The organism is Mesorhizobium sp. Arg314 (assembly GCF_053714275.1).
In genome coordinates this window covers 1-15612 of record NZ_JBSKBP010000054.1, presented here as the reverse complement: position 1 = coordinate 15612, position 15612 = coordinate 1, and the positions used below count along the sequence as shown (strand labels likewise).

Here is a 15612-nt window from a genome sequence, read left to right as displayed (position 1 = left end):
AGGGCATGTAGATGAAAAAGCTAATGGCCACGATGGCCCTGACCGCAATGACCGCGTTGAGCACGATGCCAGCATCGGCGGCCACGATCATCATCATCGTAGTCGGCAAGTAGGCTGAAATCACGCCAAGTCCATTGGCATTTCAGAGGCCGGATGCATCGTCAGGGTATCCGGCCTTTGGCAGCAGTTTATCCTGCCAGTTAGTTTATGCCTGCCTGCCCACGACCCTTGTTGGACAAGGTCAGATCAGATGGAACATCGCGACCGTCGCTCAAGCCGATTTCTCCACGGCCGCTTTCCATCCACCTCGGGCAGTCGGCGGCTTGCTTGTGAGATCGCCCGGCCTCGGCCGCTCGACCACGGTTAGCACTCGGCCATGCGCGTGTACAGATTAACCTAGGCAGGCAAGCGCCTGTTGAGCGGGGGCTCGCGCAAGCGCGCAAGTCAATTTCGGTTCTTCGGCCGCTATTGATTTGGCGCGTTCGCCAATCTCTCGGTTTCCATGATCACCTCTTCAACCAAGCGCACTACTACCTCGAATGCGCTGTCGATGCTGGCATTGGGAAAGGATGCAAATCCCTTAACGGTTAACCCCAAAACTATTGAAAAACCCATCCCTGCCGGGGCAGGTTCGGTGGGTTTCCAAAAGTCAAACTCGTCGGAGCTTTCGAAGTGGGCGTCAGGAATATTCGCAATAGTCTGACTTAGGGCACCGGGTAACGTCCAACCTACAGCGTTTGCCTGCGAGTGCGCCGGAGAGAGTGACCAATGCTTGTTGTCACTCGACATCTCTTTCAGCAGCACTAAGTACGAATACCTGCTCGGGTGATATGGCTGCCTGTTCTGCACCCGAAGTTTGGCGAAAAGATCCATGAAAGGTACGCCCACCAGGGGTCGAACCGCCTTGTCGAGCTTCGCGAATTTGGCATCGTCGTCTGCGACGGGAAAGTAGAGGTCCCTGCTGCGGCCTGCGTTGACAGAGCGGGCACAAGCGGCTGCTACGAGATCAAGGCTGTGGACCAGATTGTTCGCTGCGTCAGCTATGACGGGCTTCATTGCTCGTAGTGTCGTTCGGTGGATACGGAGGCTGTAGACGAAATTGCCCTCGATGTCTTTCCGGCTTCCAATCGACCAAACAGGCGCAGGTGACTGCCTCCCGATAAGGTCGTTGAATTCCTGTATATGCTTTCTTGCGCGATCAAAAAGCAGTCGGGCATCATCAAGGTCGACACTCATTGAGCACCTACTCCATTTGGCGCTCGGATAATGGAGGAGCAGGCGCGCGGCAAGCGGCAGGACATGATTTTTCCCTGGTCGCGAAACGCAGATGTCGGGCGGACTGCCCGATAGGTACCCATTCACCCCCAACCCCGCCACCTACAAACCCTGGCAGGCCGAGTGCCGAGGCGCTTCACATCTCGTTCCTCGGATAAACCGCTGCGCAATCCGCCGGTGTTAGGCCATCGAGCGGCCGAGCGTTGGACCGTCGCTGTTGCCTTATCACCAGCGTGAGCCAAGCGGTGTACTCGGTACCGGCTCGCCGCCTTTAGTCGGGTCATCCTGCGGCTCAGTGCTGGGCCCGGGTGAAATGGATTTCAATCGCTTTTCGCGATTGATGATGTCCGTCACCTGAACCGCAGTCCACGTCCCGCCACGCGCCGAAGCGATGCCGCGCGCATTGAGCGCGACCGCGATCTGTCGCAGCGATTTGACCCCATTCGCTTGGATTTCGCGAATGATCGGCAGGATGTTGGCGGCGAAAGCGTCGGCCTGCGCCATACGAACCTCCATCGATCTTCGCTGCGCTTCGGCGAGCTTTGGACCGCCAAGTTTGACACCACGGTCTTTCGCAGCGGAAAGCGCGGCGCGGGTGCGTTTAGAGATCACAGCTCTTTCGTGCTCGGCGACGGCGGCAAAGAGATGCAGCACAAAGGGATCGACGTTCGACCCAAGCTCGGCGACGATAAACGGTACGCGCTTCGCCATCAGACCGGAAATGAAAGCGACGTCACGCGAAAGCCGGTCCAGCTTGGCAACGACGATTGAGCAGCCGGCCTTCTTCGCGGTGGCAAGCGCCTTGGCGAGTTTCGGACGACGAGACAGGGCATCGGCACCCTTGCCGGTCTCGACCTCGACGAACTCAGCGGTGATGTCGAACCCTTCGGCCCCAGCAAAGTGGGCGATGGCCTGACGTTGCGCCTCAAGGCCCAGACCACTTTTGCCCTGGCCGCCGGTCGACACGCGAAGATAGGAGATGACCGACTGCATGAACGTTCCCTACACCGTGTGATGATTATATACGTCCATATACAAATCTTACAAGCGTTGATATACGCATTGTATGGCACCACTTGGCGGCAAGCAGTCGATTGAAAACACGGGCTTTCGCTCCTATTTCGAGGCCACCAAAGCAAAAGGGCCGCCTCAATGGCGTGGGTAAGGCTTGCTAACGACCCGGCTGACGTTGCCGAAGTCGCTCAGGACTGGGCGCGTTCGGCGCACTCCAAATTCTTGGTCGATGAAAACTTGGGTCCAGAGGTGGCTCGCGTGCTCCGCGACCAAGGTTTCAACGTTCGCGACGTTTGGCAGGAGGGCCTCGACGGCAAAAGTGACGAGGCTGTTTTTCAACATGCGTGGCGAACAAGGCGGATTTTGCTCACGCACGATACCGATTTCATGGACGACCGCAGCTTCCCAGAGCATTCCAACGCCGGTGTAGTGGTTCTCCCAGGGGGCCACGGTAACGATGAGGCCCTGGGGAGAGCGTTGGCAATGTTGGTTTCCTATATGGGGCGGATGCCGGAAATCTGGCGCAAGTCGAAGATCGTAATCACAGCCAATGGTGAAATGACGATTAGGTGTCGTCAGGACGACGGTCGCATGGGCATCCAGCGCTATCGAGTTCGGCAAGGCCTGTCGGAAATCTGGGAAGACGAATAGCATTGACACTCGATCATCGGCGCGATGAGAGGCTCGTTGTCGCCGGCTACGACGTAACCGCCTTGGGCCTGAACCGCCTTTCCCACTCCTCAAGTGACATGCGGTTATCGCCGCAAACACGGATGCAACAACCATGTCAGCCGGTAACCGGCTGACATGGAGCAAGCGAGAGATAGAGGGCTCAGCGCTTGAAGTAGCCGGCGCGTACGGCAGCCCCGATGGCGTTCAGGATGATGTGGCCCGCCGTCATCGAAGTGATCTCGTTGACATCGCGCGCCGGGGTGATCTCGACGATGTCGACGCCAACCACCTCTCCCTTGGCGAACAGCCCCTTGATCAGGTCGATCGTCTGGCGATAGGTGACGCCGCCAGGCTGCGGGCCGGCAACGGCCGGCATCACTGCCGGATCAAGCCCGTCGGCATCGATGGTGAGATAGTAGCGACCGCCATCGGGGATGCGCTTGAGCAGGGCCGCCGTACCGATATCCTGCCACTCATTCGTCGTGATGATGTTGGCACCGTACGCGCGGGCGGCCTGCACCTCTTCGGTGCGCGCACTGCCCTGGCCGCGCACGCCGACCTGGAAAATGTCCTTGATATGCGCCATTTCCGAAGCCCTCCGGATGGTGCTGGAATAACCTTCCTCGACGCCGTTGACGTTGTCACGCCAGTCTAGATGGGCATCGAGCTGTACCAGCGTGATCGGGCCCTCGCCGTCAAGCGCCCGGAAGATCGGGATCGGAATGCCGTGATCGCCGCCAATGGTGATCGGCAGGGCGCCGGCGGCGCGGATCTTGCGGATCGCTGCTTCGGCCCGTTTGTAGTGCCCGACATGATCGGCCGCCGCGCCGGGCACGTCGCCGACATCCACGACCTTGATGTCCTGCCCGTCGAAGACCGGTCCGCCAATGTCGAAATCATAACGGTCCAGCGCCTGGCTGATACGCTGCGAGGCGCGCCGCACCGCTGTCGGCGCGTTGGTCTGGTCGTTGATCAGTTCGTCGATTGTGTAGGGGTCTCCATAGGGCATGCCGATAATGGCGACGTCAGCCTTCAGCGTGTCGAGATCCTCTACCAGCGGAAAGTTCATGAATGTCTGGAAGACATCGCGCGGCGCGGTGGTGAGTTTGGACATGGGGTCTCCCCTGTGTTGAAAGTTTTTTGGATCAGGCGCCACGGCGGGCTGCGAGATGGGGCTGCAACCTGTGCTCGAGGCTGCGCGAGATCGCCGCGACAAGGGCGGTCAGCCCCCAGTACAGCAATGCAATGGCGGTGAAGATCTCCACCGGCGAGAAGGTGCGACCGATGACGTTCTGAGCCATATAGGTAAGCTCGGGAACCGTGATCGCCGACAGGATCGCCGATTCCTTGATCAGCGTGATTGTGAGGTTGGTGGCCGCGGGCAGGATATAGCCGAGCACTTGCGGCACCAGGATCTTGCGAAAGATGGTGAGGTAGCGCAGGCCGAGCGCATAGCCTGCCTCGACCTGCCCACGCGAGATGGACTGGATCGCCCCCCTGATGATCTCGGCCGAATAGGCGCTGGCATAGGCCGACAGCGCGCCGATCGAAACCACCACCGGCGAAAGCCGGATGCCGAACATCGGCAAGGCGTAGAACAAGAGGAAAATCTGGATCAGGAACGGGATGTTGCGGAAGATTTCAACATAGGCCGAGACGATCCCCGCCGACAGCCGCCCGCCCCGTAGCCTGACCAGCGCCAGCACGACGCCGAGCGCGAAGCCGAGCGGCAGCGACACCGCGCACATCAGCACCGTATTGCCGAAGCCCTTGGCGAGTATCTGCCAATTCTCCAGGATGACGGAAAAATCGAACGTCATGCGCGTGCTCCCTCCGCCTTTTGTTCCAGATGCCTGGTCAGCAGGCTGCAGGAGAACAGCACGATGAAATACAGCACCGCCGCGATGCAGAAGGCCTCGACCGGCCGGTAGGTGACGTTCATGATGTTCTGCGCGGTGCGGGTCAGTTCGACCACGGCAATCACGGAGACGATCGATGACGCTTTCACCAGCATGGTGAACTCGTTGACCATCGGTGGGATGATGGCGCGGAACAGCTGCGGCATGATGATCTTGAACCAGGTCACGACGGGCTTCAGGCCAAGCGCCTTGGCTGCCTCGTACTGGCCGGCCGGAATGCGTGTCAGCCCCGCGCGCAGGATCTCGGCGACGAAGGCCGCGCTGTTGAAGCTGAGTGCCAGCACGCCCGCCAGCAGCGGTGGCAGGTCGATGCCGACCAGGCCCGGCAGCACGTAATAGACGACGAAGATCTGCACGATCAGCGGCGTGCCGCGGATGAAGCTGGTGTAGAGCACGCCGATCCAGCGAACCACGCGCCAGCGCGACCGACCACAGGCGAGCAGGCCGAAGCCGATCACCGTGCCGACCAGGAACCCCAGCGCCGAGACACCGAGCGTGATGCCGGCGCCAGCCAGGAATTGCGGCAGGAAGGTCAGCGTTTTTGAAAAATGGAACATTTTTCAGCTCGAACGGAATAGCACTGTCTGGCGTGGCGCAGGCGATAGCCGCGCAGCTGGAGCTCATCGCTTGCGCCGCGCCAGACCTGTTTCAGCCTCGAAAGAGTTCAGAGCGCGCCGGGCGGCAGATAGCCTTCGGCGGGCGTCTTCATCTCGAAGCCGAACCATTTTAGCTGCAATTCCTTCAGCTTGCCGCTGTCCTTCAGCTCGCCGATTTTGGCGTTGATGAATTCTCGCAAATCCTTATCCTCCGGCCGCACGACCCAGGACAGGTAGGAGAACTCGCCGATCGAACCGACCACCTTGTATGTGTCAGGGACGTTCTTCATCAGCACTGCCGCCGAAGGCGAGGCAATGACGATGGCGTCGACCTGGCCGGAGGCGAGGGCGACATGGGTCTCGGGGAAGGAGGTGAACAATTTCAGTTCGCCAACACCCTTGCCGCCCTTGTCCTTGAGCTCTTTGTCATAGGCCTCGACGATCGGCTGTACTGAGGAGGCGAGCTGCGTTGCCACCACCATGCCGTTGATGTCTTCCGGCATCTTGATGCGCTGCTCGTCAGCGCGCACGACGATGACATTCTCGAACGAGCCTGTCGGCCGTGTGTAGGCATATTTCGCCGCCCGCTCGGCATTGATTCCGGTCGAGGTCGCCATCAGGTCGAACTTCTTGGCCAGCAGGCCCGGCAGCAGCCCCTGGAACGGCAGGTTGAGCTGGTCGAGCTTCACGCCGAGCTGGCTGACGACATAGTCGAGAATGTCTTTGTTGTAGCCGACGATCTGGCCGTCGCGCACGAACTCGAACGGCTCGAAGGCGGCCTCGGTGCCGACGACGATAGTGCCGCGCTGCTTGATCTGGTCGACCAGCCCATCGGCACGAGCGGGGAATGACAGGAAGAGCGGCGCGGCGGCAAGCAGAGACAGGACGCGGCGGCGCGATGCGGAAGAGAACTCACCCATTGTTTTGTTACCCTCTTTTTTCTTCGGTTTTGCTGCGCTGGTAGGCCCGGCCCGAGTGCTTGAACACGCGGCCGATCATGTAGCTCTCGGAATCCTTGATCCCGGGAACGTTCGCCAGTTCGCTGACCAGGAAGTCGTGCAGGCTGGTCGTTGATGGCAAAGTGAGCTGGATGATGATATCGAACGGCCCGGTCATGGCGTAGACGCTGTCGACGAACGAGTACTCCGACAGTTTTCGGGCGACGCTGATTATGTGCTCGCGATCGACGTCGAACCCGACGATGGCCGCGATGCCGACATCGCTGCGCAGGGGCCGCACCACAGCCTGGATGCAGATATCCGGATCTTCGAGCACGCGCGCCATCTTGCGCCGCACGGTGGCTTCGGTGACGCCGATGCGCTTGGCGATGTCGACGCTCGACATCCGCCCATCGACCTTGAGTTGGGAAAGCACTGCCTGTTCGGTGTCGTCGAGGTCACTCGTGCTGACGAAATCCCACATGCCGCTTCCCGCTGGTGCCGATTAACGACTATAAATTTGAAAATTGCATAAGAAACCGTCTCATACAAGCTGAGATTCGCCGAAAAACATCAAGCGACGGATTGCGAGCCTTTGGCGATGCGCGGTTCGATTTCGGGAACGTCATGTTGTCTGGCGCGAACGGGCCGATGCTAAGGCAGTGAAGGTCGCCTTTGCGGATGAGTTCTTCCGTACGGTCAGTTCGGAAGTGACATCGAACATGGTTGCCTCTTTAGCTTTTTCGATGCCCTCACGCTGCCGTTTTCTCATAAAGCGTCGTTCCATCTGAGCGACCATGCCCAAGAGTCAAAACAACGTGGCCCGTTTCGCTACGGGTTGAGACACGCTGATCCAGAACGGTTACGAACGCTCCTCGATGTTCGCACTCATAAACCAGGTTCAGAACACCGCGCGTGTCGCGGCCAAGCCGGTCCAGCCTTGTTACCACCAGCTCGTCGCCTGGCCCTAAGAAATCCAAACAGTTGCCAGCTCCGTGCGCCCGTCGCGACTTCCGCCCGACGCTTTCTCGGACCGAACAATCTCGGAGCCTTCAGCTTTGAGCGTATGCGCCGCCTACACCCCATTGATTCCGCGTGTTTCTGAACATTGAGATTTCTGCCAGAAGGTTTTCGGCAGGAGCTGGAGATTTGGCATCGCGGATGGTGAGGGATTTGTCGGGGCGCTGCGAAGTTGTCGAGCCTCGTCGAGGAAACCGCCGATGGCCGAACGATCTGAAGGGCCGGATTGTAGCGGAAAGCCATCAATCCGGTACGCGGGTTGTTGATGTTGCGCGTCGTCATGATCTCATTTCCGCATCAGCTTTCGGACTGGCGCCGGCAGGCGCGTGAAGGGCTTCTGATCTTGCCGGCAGACCTGATGCCCGCCTTACCTGCCGTGGAGAGCGGGGCTTTCGAGCCTGCCTTCGTGCCCCTGGCTATTACGACGGGGTCGAAGGAAGCTGCCGATGCTTTGCCGGTCCCGGAGCCGGTCGAGGCCCCTTCGGGGATCGCGACGGTAGAAATAGGCGCAGACCTCGTGGTGAGGTTTCCCGGCGATGTGCCGGTTGACCGGGTTGCGGCCTTGGTGCGCGCGATGCAAGGGGCGGCATGATCGTCGCGGGCCAACGATTACCGATCCTGATCGCGACGCGCGCGGTGGACTACCGCTGTGGCCATCAGGCGCTGGCCTTGATGGTGCAGACCGAGTTGAATCTTGATCCGCATTCCGGGGTCACGGTGATCTTCAGGTCGAAGCGCGGGGATCGTGTAAGAATCCTGGTGTGGGATGGCACCGGAATGGTGCTGCCCACGCAATAAAGCCCGAGCTCGAATTCAGCACCTTCGCACTCAGCGCAGCGCCGGCGGAAGTTGCTCGAGCGGAGTGAACTCGTGGAGCCCTGCCGCGATCGCAAATGCACCGGCAACGAACAAGCCGTACGGCCGGTACAGCGCATACGCTGCGACACCGACGAGCGCCCAGACGGCACGGTACGACCTGACGAAGATCGGAACCCCGCGCACGACGGCTCGCTTAAGCGCGCCTCAAGACGCCGGAGCCGCGCCCGGCAGTATCATCGGCACCCACAAGGCGACAAAGGATGCGAACGTTGAGCTGCGTCGACACCCCAATGTCGATGTCCATCCCGCTCATCCGCCGGAGCGAGGTGACCCAGCATGCGGCGGCGACGCCCGAGGGGCCTCCGCCAGCGCGGCTGGTCACACCTAGTGCTCGTCATGGCAGCGATAGAGAGGCCTCAAATCTGAACGTGCTGCGTACTAACCCGCATCATAGACTTTCCGCTGAGTTTCAACGCGTTGCTGATTATCCGAATGCAGACCGCCGTCCAAGCTCACCAGGTCGAGGGGATATTCGTGCATAAAGATCATGAATTTCCGTAAGTTATATGCTTCAATAACCGCGGCGTTGATAGCGCTCACCATGGCGCGCTTGGCATCTATGTTGACGCCTTGTGGTACATGCATCATCAAAACAGGTCTGGCCGGCTCGGAGTCTAGACGCCCATCTTGACTCACGCTCTCAAGCGGCCATTCGCGAATAAAAATACGGACGTCGTCGGGGAAGGGATAGGCTTTGTGGAGCGCGTCGTACATCGCTTTCACAAGCTTCTTCTTCTCATCGATCTCGATACCTTGAGGGACGTCCAGGTAGGTAATGGGCATGCTCGTTCTCCTATCTGCAGGTCCAAGCCGAACCGCTCAGGGCAGATCCTGCCAACGCAACGCCAGTTCGTCGCTACGCCGCGTCAGCGCTTCTCGTCCTCAACCAACTCCAGCCGGGACGCCAGCCACTCCTCATTTATACGGCCCTGTGAACGGTAAACGTTTGTCTCCTTGGTTTTTCTTGGGTCTCGGCTTCGACTTCGCCTATGCTGCGACCGGCGGTGCCGCCACGAGCATCGCAAACTGGAGCTCAACCGCCTTGACCGCACCGCCACGCCAGCTTTCCGCCATCGATGCCGACATAGGATCTGGGAAAATGTCCTGCTCCCCCTTCGCCACTCCGTCGAAGATGCCTTGCGCGACGGATGCCGGTGAGGCCTTCGGCACTTCGAGGTCGCGTGACATTTCGGTATCGACCGGGCCTGTGAGGACGGCATGCACGCTCACGCCCCGTTCGGCCAAGAGGGCGCGCAACGATTGAGTCAGGGAGAATGCGGCCGCCTTCGAGATCGAGTAGGCAGGAATGACCGGCAGGGCAGCAAGGCCCGCTACCGACAGCACATTGACGATGGCACCGCGAGAACGCGCCAGCAGTGGCAAGAAAGCCTGGGCCATGCTGTGCGTGCCAAAGAGATTAACCGCAAGATGTTGTTCAAGGATCGCGGGATCACTCAGGTCGTCATAAAGTGCCACGCCGGCATTATTGATGAGAATATCGAGAGATTCGATGCTCTCAACCGCGCGCTGAATCTGCACACGGTCGGTCACATCCAGGGTCACTGCCGTAACGCGGCTGTCTGAATGGACCAAGCGCTGGCGCGTACCGGCATACACTTGCTTGGCGCCTAGCCTTAAGGCTTCCTCGACTAGGGCCTGTCCGATGCCGCGATTGGCACCGGTCACCAGCACACTCTTATCCTTTAGGGTCATTCGTTCGCTCCGTTGTTGTCTGAAACTAAGACGAATAAGGCGGTCAAAAAGAGTCACAACGGTTGGGGAATGCGCGGCAAAGAAGTACCAGCTGACTCCATCCAGGCGCCGCGCCCATCGCAGACACCGTCAGCTTTCCCGCAGAGGCGCAACTCTTTGGTTGCGGTCGAGCGGATGACGCCTGCGTCCGCTAGAGACGAGACCTCTTCCAAAATGCGATGGTGTGCGATCAGATCAGCAGGCGTGGCTAGGCCATCCGCATCACCACGTCCTCCCAGGGCAGCGATGCGCTTTTCGCTCTCAGCGGCGTCGCGTCCAGGCTGTCATGGTTTGTAATGACGCCGATCTTCCCACCGGGGGTGATGATCTCGGCGATGGCGGGCCAGTGCCGGTCCGTCTCATTGAGAGCGGCGGTATGCGTTATGGGCGGGGCTTGGATGGCACGAAGTTCTTCAACCATCGGTTTAGACTGATCAATGACCGCGTGCACACCGAGCGACAGACACCAGTCCCGGCTCTCGGGCCGAGACGCCGTCGCTATCACTCTCAATCCGGTCAGGCGGCCCGCAAACTGGATCAGCATCGATCCGACCCCTCCGGCACCCCCGACAATGAGCAGTGCGCCGGCGTCGAGCGATTTGCCTGGCCGACCGTCCAGCCGTTCGAACAGGACTTCCCATGCCGTGAGGGACGTGAGCGGCAGGGCCGCAGCTTCGGGAAAGGTCAGGCTGGCGGGCTTATGACCGACAGGGCACTCGTTGACAGCATGCAGTTCGGCGTTGCCGCCGCTGCGATACGGGCTTCCTGCGTAGAAAACCTCGTCTCCGGGACGAAACAGGGTGACCTCGGGGCCGACCATCACCACGACGCCGGATACATCCCATCCGAGAACACATCAATGCCATCGCCGAGGAAAATCCTGCCGGCGCGGACCTTGGTGTCGACAGGATTGACGGAAACAGCGCGCACGGAGACCTGTAGGTCATATGCCGCAAGAATGGGATCGGGTTTTCAGTCTGGAAGAAGCTTCGCGGATCGCTCAGTGCAGATTCGGGGAGGTGTGCAATAGCTTTCATGAGATCTTATCGATGGACGGTGGAAAGCCGTTGTGCTGTTCCACCTCCTCGACGCGGGCTGGCTGCGTTTCAATGAACTTCGCCGCCGCCTGCCAGGGATCACCCAGCGGCTCCTCACCAAGCAACTTCGCGAGCTTGAAGCGGCCGGAGTCGTTCTTCGTACGGTGTTCGCCGAAGTTCCGCCGCGGGTGGAGTACCGTGTCACCGATGAAGGCGAGAGCCTAAGACCAGTCATGGAGATGTTGTCGCGATGGGGGATGGCTTGGCTGGAGCGACAGCGCGCAGTGCAGGCCTCCGCCTGCCAGCGAAGATCGAGTACGCGAGATTGAGAGCTTTGGGCTCGCTAGGCTTCTTCATCGAGTTGTCTAAGCATCGCTCAAACAGCTTCCCATTTTGTGACATGCAAGAGACGTTCGAGTGCCTAACGCGAAGATCTGGCGACTCGGCTCGCCGAGATCGCCGGACCTGAGGGCATCCGAGTTGTTTTCGACCCCGTCGCAGGCCCATTTTCGAACCGCTGACGATCGCTATGTCCTGCGGCGGCGTGCTGATCGAATTTGGTGGCCTCAGTGTCGAACCTACGCCCTTTCCGATTGGCATGAACAGGCCAGAGTGCCGCACTCCATCACTTGTGACTCAACAGCGTATCCTGGATCATTACCTCAAGGCTGCTTGCTGCAACCCCGAGAAGCTGCTCGGTGTCGGTCGCATCGACGAGAAGTGGCTTGTCAAATAAGTAACGCATTTCGACGCCCTCGTGAAAACCGATTTCCTCCAGCTCGTCGGTTGTAAGCTCGCGCAACTCGGGCCGATCGAAATCTAACGCGGCCGCGAATTTTTGCGCCAGCTCGCGGATTGATGCGCTCTGACTTGGAACGTGAAACGCGCGATCCCATTCCCCCGCATAGCGCGCGGCTGCCACGAGTGTTTTAGCGGTGTCTTTGGTGAATGACCAAGCGTGGATAGCGTCCAGATCACCCGGAAACGAGACCAGCTCCTTCTTCAGGAGCGAAGGTAGCGCGAGCAACGAGAAATACGTAATGGCTCCCTGACCTAGGTAATCGCTCGCGCGGATTTCGATAGCGGGAACTGTCGATCTGACCGCTCGCTCCCACATGATACCCCTGACGGTACCCTTTCTGCTGGTCGGGTTGAGCGGCAACTGCGACGAAAGTGGATTTGGGGCATTGTCGCCGTATCCATATAGATTTCCGAGCACGGCGATCTTGGCGCCGACCTCCTCGGCGGCGTTGACGACGCCATCCATGATCGGAAAGAAGTCGGTCGGCCACCTGTCATACGCGGCCATGGCGCACATGAAGATGACGTCAGCGCCCTTGCTGATCTGGGCCAGTCGAGCTGCGTCGGTCGCATCTGCCGAAACGGTGCGCACTGCACCCGCTTCAATTGAACCGGCATTTCTGCTGGTTAGGACAACGCCGTGCCCGTCTTCTGCTAAAAGGCGCGCCGTTTCGCGTCCGACCGGACCCGCGCCCACCACAACATAGGAACCCATGTGCCGATCCTCATCTATAATTCTACTCAGACGAGATCTTAGATATGGAGCCGTTGAAATTCGCGCACAATTCGCCAAGTCTTGAGCACGTTCCGCCAAAGTTCGAGGTTGCCAATGCATTTTCAGGTCAGTTCGGCGCGATCACCACTAGCCGTGAGTGCCAGATTTAGACACGTGGCTCCGGGCGCCTGCGTATTGGCCGCCACAGACGCCCATCGGATAATCGTGCACCTTAGTCCCGCCACGCGCTCTTTTTGTCGAGAGACCGGATATGCGGCGCTGCGGGAGATGGGCGACATCGACCTAGTTCCCTCTGGAGCCACTGGTGGCTTCGATGCAGAGACGGCTTATCTTGCCCTCGATATCTGTCTTTCACCGGATTTGCTGGACCGGGTCGGAGCCGAGATCGGGCGGATTGCAGGCGGAAATAGGTTTGAGATGCGCCATATTGTCCGCAACGATCGAATTCTTTACCTGGCGCGAGCTCTCGATCCCGATCTTATCGCGAACTCTCCAAGCGGCCTCTTGTACGCCGAAAGCGTCGGCATCGCGCTGGCCGTGCAGATGCTCGGGCTGGACGACGATCGGCCCAAACTGCCGGCTCGTCTTTCTCCAAATCAGATCAAGAGGGTCGTGACTTTTGTCGACGAGAACCTTGATCAGCCCCTCACAATTGAAAGATTGAGTCGGGAAGCAGGCGTCAGCAGCTCGCATCTGCGGACATGGTTCAAGGTGGCCATGGGCCTGACAGTTCATCGTTACGTGCTGCGGAGAAGGGTGGAACGAGCGCGTTTTCTTCTCCTGCAAGGAAGGTTAGCGCCGAGTGAAGTCGCACTCGAGGTCGGCTTTGCCCACCAATCTCATATGGCGCGTTGGATGCGTCGAGAGCTGGGATGCACGCCCGGTAATGTTCGTCGAGCAGTTGTCAATCGATAGAGGTCCCCCCAATAGCGCCCTAGCGAGCGGCGCAGCGGTGGTCATCGATGTTCGTCCTTAGGGTCGAGTTGCTGACACCAACCCGATTCGAAGGAACCACCGATGGCCGACGACATGACGAACCTGCACCGCGCCAACAAATTCGCCGCCTATGGCTACGCGGACCGATCGGATTCTGCTCTAGAAGAGCGGACCCGCGCCGCCAACATGAGTTGGGGCCGCACGATCTTCGAATCAGGAGATGGCGTAGGGCAGAACCAACCGAACATTGGGATCAACGCGCAGGCGTCGCTTTAGCGGCGGCCCTGCGCGCTGGCCGCAATTCACCCGCTCGCAGATGCGGCAGGAAATCCCGATCGGCTGGAAGGCGGCGCGGCTCGCCAGGTTGAGGCCGTCGGCATAGACAAAGTCGTCGGCATGTGAGACTTCGCAGCCCAGCGCGATCGCGTAGCGCCGTTGCGGCGCGGCGAAGCCGCCGCTGCGCTTGGAAATCTCCGTGGCGATTGACAGATAGCGCGCGCCGTCCGGCATCTCGGCGAGCTGGCGCGCGAAACGACCGGGGACCTCGAAGGCCTCGTAGGCATTCCACAACGGACAAGCCGCGCCGTAGCGGGCGAATTGCAGCTTCGCAGCGCTATGGCGCTTGGTGATGTTGCCGGCCCTGTCGATACGAGCGAAGAAGACTGGCACGCCCTTCTGCCCCGGCCGCTGCAAGGTGGAGAGCCGGTGCGCCACCTGTTCGAGACTGGCGCCGAAGCGCGCCGCCAGCAATTCTATGTCGTGGCGCACTTCCTTCGCGGCGGCAAGAAAGCGCCCATAGGGCAGCACCAGCGCCCCGGCGAAGTAGTTGCGGAGCCCGATGCGGCAGATGTCTCCCGCCTCGGCCGTGCGGAAACCGGCGCGCGCGATGATCGCGTCGACCTCCGTCCGTCGCTCCAGCGCGGCAATCTGAAAAGCGAGCTGGAAGGCGCGTGAGGCGCTGTCCAGATAGGGACTGAGATAGAGCACCCTAGCCTTGCCGTCATAGCGGCGCAGCGTCTCGCTGCCCTCGCCCGAACTGGCGACGCGCACGCCGTGCCGCTTTTCCAGATGCTCCGCCATGGCGGCGATGCCGTCCTGCTCGCCGATCTGCAGATCCCCGGCGAGGCTCTCGGCCGCCATATCGAGATCGTCGATGTAATTGTCGACGAAATGAAAAAAGTCGCGCACCTCCTCATAAGGGGTCGGCTCCGAAAAGCTGTCGGTGCGCACCATCTGGTCGTCGATACTGGCGAGCTGCTCGCTGTTGCGCCGGTAGGCCTGATGGCAGGCGAGCAGCGCGTGGGCGAAGGCCGGCGCGCTTTGCGCCACCAGCTTCAGCTCCTGCGATCCGGGCGACAGCACGTCGAACAGCGGGTCGGCTAGCGCCTCGTTGAGCGCCGAGAGCAGCCGGTCGCTGTCGCTGCCGGAAAAGGCGGATAGGTCGACCCGGAATTTCTCGGCCAGCGAAAGCAGCACCGAGGCCGAGACGGCGCGCTGGTTGTTCTCGATCTGGTTGAGGTAGCTGGTCGAGATACCCAGCCTTTCGGCAAAGACAGCCTGGGTCGCTTTGTTCGCCTCACGCAGTTCGCGGATCTTGCGGCCGATAAAGAGTTTCGAGGGTGCCATTTGCAATTTCGCATTTTTCTATTTGCAAAATTGCTTGCATAGCTTTTGCACCTTTTCAACCGTTTTCTCTACCCTGCCCAAGAGCTAGCTGTCTGCCCCGATCCTAGGCCGATGGGACAAACATGACGACAACCGGTTCGACCTTGCGTGCGCCCCATGATCCTGGGGTGTTGGATATCGTCCCATTGCCGGCAGTGCTGTCCTTCGCCGCCGGCAGCGCCGGGTTCGACAACCAGGCGGGACGCTGATGCGGGCTGTGCTGGAGCAGTTGGAGGCGCGCCGCGTTGAAGCGCGCCTTGGCGGCGGCCAGAAGCGCATCGACGCCCAGCATGCGAAGGGCAAGCTGACGGCGCGCGAACGGCTCGAGGTGCTTCTCGATGAAGGGTCCTTCGAGGAATACGACATGTACGT

At 60.1% G+C, this 15612-nt stretch carries 17 protein-coding genes and 3 pseudogenes; 7 read left to right on the top strand and 13 right to left on the bottom strand.

The annotated features are described in order from the left end of the window. Positions 1 to 465: 465 nt before the first annotated feature. Entirely contained in the window at positions 466 to 1236 is a 771-nt protein-coding gene (locus tag ACWGS9_RS30645; protein ID WP_454508751.1) for a hypothetical protein, read from the bottom strand. A 264-nt stretch (positions 1237 to 1500) separates the two neighbouring features. Further along, positions 1501 to 2268, bottom strand: coding sequence for a recombinase family protein (locus tag ACWGS9_RS30640; protein ID WP_454508750.1), 768 nt, complete (start codon positions 2266 to 2268; stop codon positions 1501 to 1503). 159 nt (positions 2269 to 2427) lie between these two features. Here ACWGS9_RS30640 and ACWGS9_RS30635 point away from each other — a divergent pair, with 159 nt between their 5' ends. Next, the gene (locus tag ACWGS9_RS30635) at positions 2428 to 2940 is read left to right on the top strand and encodes a DUF5615 family PIN-like protein (protein ID WP_454508749.1); all 513 of its coding nucleotides are present in this window, start codon (positions 2428 to 2430) and stop codon (positions 2938 to 2940) included. Positions 2941 to 3121: 181 nt separating this feature from the next. On the opposite strand, the gene ACWGS9_RS30630 is transcribed toward ACWGS9_RS30635, so the two are convergent. The 6 genes and pseudogenes from ACWGS9_RS30630 to ACWGS9_RS30605 form a co-directional block, all read right to left on the bottom strand. Continuing rightward, positions 3122 to 4075, bottom strand: coding sequence for an agmatinase (locus ACWGS9_RS30630; RefSeq protein WP_454508748.1), 954 nt, complete (start codon positions 4073 to 4075; stop codon positions 3122 to 3124). A 31-nt stretch (positions 4076 to 4106) separates the two neighbouring features. Further along, positions 4107 to 4781 (bottom strand): amino acid ABC transporter permease, encoded by a 675-nt coding sequence (locus ACWGS9_RS30625; protein ID WP_454508747.1) that lies wholly within the window; start codon positions 4779 to 4781, stop codon positions 4107 to 4109. Next, positions 4778 to 5437: an amino acid ABC transporter permease gene (locus tag ACWGS9_RS30620; RefSeq protein ID WP_454508746.1), complete on the bottom strand. Its 660-nt coding sequence runs from the start codon at positions 5435 to 5437 to the stop codon at positions 4778 to 4780. Before ACWGS9_RS30620 ends, ACWGS9_RS30625 begins: the two co-directional genes overlap by 4 nt. A gap of 107 nt (positions 5438 to 5544) precedes the next feature. Further along, positions 5545 to 6396: a transporter substrate-binding domain-containing protein gene (locus ACWGS9_RS30615; protein ID WP_454508745.1), complete on the bottom strand. Its 852-nt coding sequence runs from the start codon at positions 6394 to 6396 to the stop codon at positions 5545 to 5547. Between the two features lie 7 nt (positions 6397 to 6403). Beyond that, the gene (locus tag ACWGS9_RS30610) at positions 6404 to 6898 is read right to left on the bottom strand and encodes an Lrp/AsnC family transcriptional regulator (RefSeq protein ID WP_064989902.1); all 495 of its coding nucleotides are present in this window, start codon (positions 6896 to 6898) and stop codon (positions 6404 to 6406) included. A 249-nt stretch (positions 6899 to 7147) separates the two neighbouring features. Further along, positions 7148 to 7456 (bottom strand): annotated as a pseudogene (locus tag ACWGS9_RS30605) (recombinase family protein); the annotation flags it as partial. A 112-nt stretch (positions 7457 to 7568) separates the two neighbouring features. Here ACWGS9_RS30605 and tnpA point away from each other — a divergent pair. Further along, positions 7569 to 8026, top strand: a pseudogene (gene tnpA, locus ACWGS9_RS30600) (IS66-like element accessory protein TnpA). After that, a complete protein-coding gene (gene tnpB, locus ACWGS9_RS30595) occupies positions 8023 to 8232 on the top strand; it encodes an IS66 family insertion sequence element accessory protein TnpB (protein ID WP_454508744.1) in 210 nt (69 codons plus the stop codon). The pseudogene tnpA and the gene tnpB overlap by 4 nt, the downstream one beginning before the upstream one ends. A 459-nt stretch (positions 8233 to 8691) precedes the next feature. On the opposite strand, the gene ACWGS9_RS30590 is transcribed toward tnpB, so the two are convergent. From ACWGS9_RS30590 to ACWGS9_RS30580, 3 genes are all read right to left on the bottom strand, one after another. Beyond that, a complete protein-coding gene (locus tag ACWGS9_RS30590) occupies positions 8692 to 9096 on the bottom strand; it encodes a tautomerase family protein (protein WP_454508743.1) in 405 nt (134 codons plus the stop codon). A 204-nt stretch (positions 9097 to 9300) separates the two neighbouring features. Next, the gene (locus tag ACWGS9_RS30585; protein ID WP_454508742.1) at positions 9301 to 10026 is read right to left on the bottom strand and encodes an SDR family NAD(P)-dependent oxidoreductase; all 726 of its coding nucleotides are present in this window, start codon (positions 10024 to 10026) and stop codon (positions 9301 to 9303) included. Positions 10027 to 10273: 247 nt separating this feature from the next. Next, positions 10274 to 10885, bottom strand: a complete 612-nt coding sequence (locus ACWGS9_RS30580) for a zinc-binding dehydrogenase (protein WP_454508741.1) — start codon at positions 10883 to 10885, stop codon at positions 10274 to 10276. 225 nt (positions 10886 to 11110) lie between these two features. On the opposite strand from ACWGS9_RS30580, the gene ACWGS9_RS30575 reads away from it, so the two are divergent. After that, on the top strand, positions 11111 to 11431 hold the full coding sequence (locus ACWGS9_RS30575) for a winged helix-turn-helix transcriptional regulator (protein WP_454508763.1): 321 nt from the start codon (positions 11111 to 11113) through the stop codon (positions 11429 to 11431). A gap of 99 nt (positions 11432 to 11530) precedes the next feature. Then, positions 11531 to 11697: pseudogene (locus ACWGS9_RS30570) on the top strand (NADPH:quinone reductase); the annotation flags it as partial. A 30-nt stretch (positions 11698 to 11727) separates the two neighbouring features. Here ACWGS9_RS30570 and ACWGS9_RS30565 read toward each other — a convergent pair. Further along, positions 11728 to 12618 (bottom strand): NAD(P)H-binding protein, encoded by an 891-nt coding sequence (locus ACWGS9_RS30565; RefSeq protein WP_454508740.1) that lies wholly within the window; start codon positions 12616 to 12618, stop codon positions 11728 to 11730. A 288-nt stretch (positions 12619 to 12906) separates the two neighbouring features. Here ACWGS9_RS30565 and ACWGS9_RS30560 point away from each other — a divergent pair, with 288 nt between their 5' ends. Further along, positions 12907 to 13554 carry a helix-turn-helix transcriptional regulator gene (locus tag ACWGS9_RS30560; protein WP_454508739.1) on the top strand — a complete coding sequence of 216 codons (648 nt, stop codon included), beginning with the start codon at positions 12907 to 12909 and terminating at the stop codon, positions 13552 to 13554. A gap of 234 nt (positions 13555 to 13788) precedes the next feature. Here the strand turns inward: ACWGS9_RS30560 and ACWGS9_RS30555 are convergent, their stop codons facing one another. Further along, on the bottom strand, positions 13789 to 15201 hold the full coding sequence (locus tag ACWGS9_RS30555; RefSeq protein WP_454508738.1) for a helix-turn-helix domain-containing protein: 1413 nt from the start codon (positions 15199 to 15201) through the stop codon (positions 13789 to 13791). 247 nt (positions 15202 to 15448) lie between these two features. Here ACWGS9_RS30555 and ACWGS9_RS30550 point away from each other — a divergent pair. Then, positions 15449 to 15612: carboxyl transferase domain-containing protein (locus ACWGS9_RS30550; RefSeq protein ID WP_454508762.1), on the top strand; the 164-nt coding region annotated here is incomplete at its 3' end.